Below are 3,019 nucleotides of genomic sequence, written 5' to 3'. Positions count from 1 at the left end.
CCTGATCGATCTCTCGGCTCTCGACGCCCTGTCCGGGACCGGCGGGGACGACGACTTCGCCTTCATCGGCGAGGGCGGGTTCAGCGGACGCGGCACCAACGGCACCGCCGGCGAGCTGCGCTATGCGCACAAGGGCGGCGACACCCATGTCTTTGCCGACGTGGACGGCGACCGCGTCGCCGACTTCGCCTTCCAGATCGACGGCATCGTCCATCTGACGGTGGACAGTTTCATTCTGTGAACCGGTCGGGGCCGTCCACCCGCCGAGGGCCGGTGCTTTGCGCCGGCCCTGCGCAGGGACACGCCTGTCCAGGGGGCTGGATGAGGCCTCCATCCCTGAAAAGGCCAGGGGGCCTGCCGTATCCCGGGTCGCATCGGGCGCCTGCGCGTCGAAGGACCGCGCCTCCCGGCGGCCGAAACCGGTCGTCGGCGAGCGGGCATCAGGACGGACGTCTGCCGGACCAGCGGGCAGAGCCTGTTCATCATGGTGAACAAACTAACCAATATTTCAGACAAGTTGCGTAGGAGTGGAGTGTTCGAGGCATTCCATGGCAGTGCTCCAATGGTCCCGTGCATTCTCCTCCGCAATCTTCTGCTGACCGATGCCGCGACGGGCGAAAATGCCCGCCGTGACGCGTGGCCCTCATGAGCGTTCCGTCGCCGGACGTTGCTCGGGCGCCGGTCGCCCTGACGGGATCGTTCGACGCCATCCTGCGGGGGATCGGCTGCGCCGTGGCCGTTGCCAGCTACCAGAGTTCGCTCGTTGCCGTGTTGTCGGTGACCTCGGAGGGGCCGGTGCTGCTGCTGCGCTCCTTCGACAAGCCGATGGGTCTTGCCGCCACGGAGGGACGCCTTGCAGTCGCGGCACGCAACGAGATCGTCATTCTCGCCGACGCTCCGGATCTTGCCCGCACCCACGGCGCGGCGCCGGGCACCCATGAGCATCTGTGGCTGCCGCGTTCGGTGCTCTACAGCGGCGAGATCGACCTTCACGACCCGGTCTTCGCTGGCGGTCGGCTGATCGGCGCGGCGACGCGCTTTTCCTGCATCGCGGGCTTCGACGACAGCGCCAGCCTCACGCCGATCTGGTCGCCGCCCTTCATCTCGCAGCTCGTTCCGGAAGATCGCTGCCATCTCAACGGTCTGGCCGTCGATGCCGCCGGCGCCCCCCGCCTTGCGACCGCGCTCGGCACCACCGATGTCGAGGAAGGCTGGCGCGCGGCGCGCGCATCGGGCGGAGCGCTGATCTCGATCCCGGACGGCCAGGTGCTGCGCGCCGACCTGTCGATGCCGCATTCGCCGCGGCTGGTGAAGGACCACCTTCTGGTTCTGACTCCGGGGCCGGAGAGGTGCTGCGTCTCGACCCGGCCACCGGGCAGGGCGAGGTGCTGGCGCGCCTGCCGGGCTACACCCGCGGCCTTGCCGTTCGCGGCGATTTCCTGTTCGTCGGCCTGTCCCGCCTGCGCGACCGGCGCGGCGCGGGCGCGGCGCCGCTTCCCGTCGAGCAGGGCGGGCAGCGGCTGATCAGCGGCGTCGCGCTGCTGCAGGCATCCTCCGGGCGCCTGCTCGGCACGATCGAATTCACCGACGTCCTCGATGAAGTCTCGGATGTGGCGCTGCTGCCTGGGGGCGGCCGCCACGCTCTTCTCAATCACACCGACCCGGCGCATCGCTCGGCCCTTGCCCTTCCGGGCGGCGGGTTCCGGGCAAGAGCCGCCACCTGACGTCGGTCATCTCGTTTCTGGGGAAACACGGCCATGACTGACATACGCGTCAATACATATACGACCGGTTCGCAGGACGCCGCCGCCGTGGCGGCCGACGCCGCCGGCAACTATGTCGTCGTCTGGGTCTCGGTGGGACAGGACGGCTCCCTTTCCGGCATCTACGGCCAGCTCTATGGTGCCGATGGACGGCCGGTCGGCGACGAGTTCCTGGTCAATGCCACCACGTCGAACAACCAGCTTGCGCCGCGCGTCGCCATGTCGGCGGACGGCGATTTTGTCGTCACATGGGATTCCAGTGGCCAGGACGGCGATGGCCTCGGAATTTACGGGCAGCGGTTCGCGGCTGATGGCACGCCGGAAGGCAGCGAATTCCTAGTCAACACTTACACCACCGATACGCAGGCAACGTCCACCGTGGCCATGGACGATGACGGCAACTTCGTCGTCGCCTGGGGATCGAGCCTGCAGGACGGCAGCAGCTATGGTGTCTTTGCCCAGCGCTACAATGCCTCCGGCGAGGCCCAGGGTTCCGAATTTCAGGTCAACACCTACACGAGCAGCGCGCAGGCTGTCGCGAGCGTCGCGATGGACGCCGATGGCGATTTCATCCTGACCTGGACCTCGAGCGGGCAGGATGGAAGCAGCAGCGGTATCTTTGCGCAGCGCTACAACGCCGCGGGCGAGGCGCAGGGCGACGAGTTTCAGGTCAACACCTACACGACCAACGCGCAGTCCGGTTCGTCGGTCGCCGCGGACGACGACGGCAATTTCGTCATTGTCTGGCAGTCGTCCGGCCAGGACGCCAGCAGCAACGGGATTTATGGACAGCGCTACAATGCCGCCGGTGTGGCGCAGGGTAGCGAGTTCCGCGTCAATACCTATACGACCGGCAACCAGGTCAATTCGGCCGTTTCGATGGATTCCGACGGCGACTTTGTCGTCGTCTGGCATTCCGCCTCGCAGGACGCAGCGGTTACGGCATCTATGCGCAGAATTACAATGCTGACGGCACGAAGAACGGTGGCGAGTACAGGGTCAACGACACGACGTTCGACCATCAACAGAAGCCGGAAGTGGCTCTGCTTGAGGACGGCACTTCGGTCATCGTCTGGACGTCACCGGACGCCGACGGCAACGGCATCTACAAGAACGATGCGCCTGACCTCGCGGTGACGGCGGCGAACATCGCGCTGAGCGGTGCGACGGGGACGGGCGGCGCCTACCGGATCGGCGACACGGTCACTGTGACCTGGGACAACACCAGCCTCGGCGATGCCAACACGGTCGTGATC

At 66.7% G+C, this 3,019-nt stretch carries 1 protein-coding gene and 2 pseudogenes; all 3 read left to right on the top strand.

All coding sequences use genetic code 11. The features are described from left to right. Positions 1-241 (top strand): annotated as a pseudogene (locus A6302_RS23265) (protease); the annotation flags it as partial. 404 nt (positions 242-645) lie between these two features. Then, a pseudogene (locus A6302_RS26350) lies at positions 646-1,724 on the top strand (TIGR03032 family protein). A 33-nt stretch (positions 1,725-1,757) separates the two neighbouring features. Beyond that, positions 1,758-2,900, top strand: coding sequence for a hypothetical protein (locus A6302_RS19830; RefSeq protein WP_141704004.1), 1,143 nt, complete (start codon positions 1,758-1,760; stop codon positions 2,898-2,900). Positions 2,901-3,019 lie beyond the last annotated feature (119 nt).

The organism is Methylobrevis pamukkalensis, from assembly GCF_001720135.1.
Classification (GTDB): Bacteria; Pseudomonadota; Alphaproteobacteria; order Rhizobiales; family Pleomorphomonadaceae; genus Methylobrevis; species Methylobrevis pamukkalensis.
Note: the sequence above shows the minus strand (reverse complement) of the source record. Positions and strands in the feature narration are given on the sequence as shown.

Coding starts and splice junctions, on each gene's coding strand:
- A6302_RS19830 (WP_141704004.1), top strand. CDS start 1,758: ATGACTGACATACGCGTCAATACATATACGACCGGTTCGCAGGACGCC.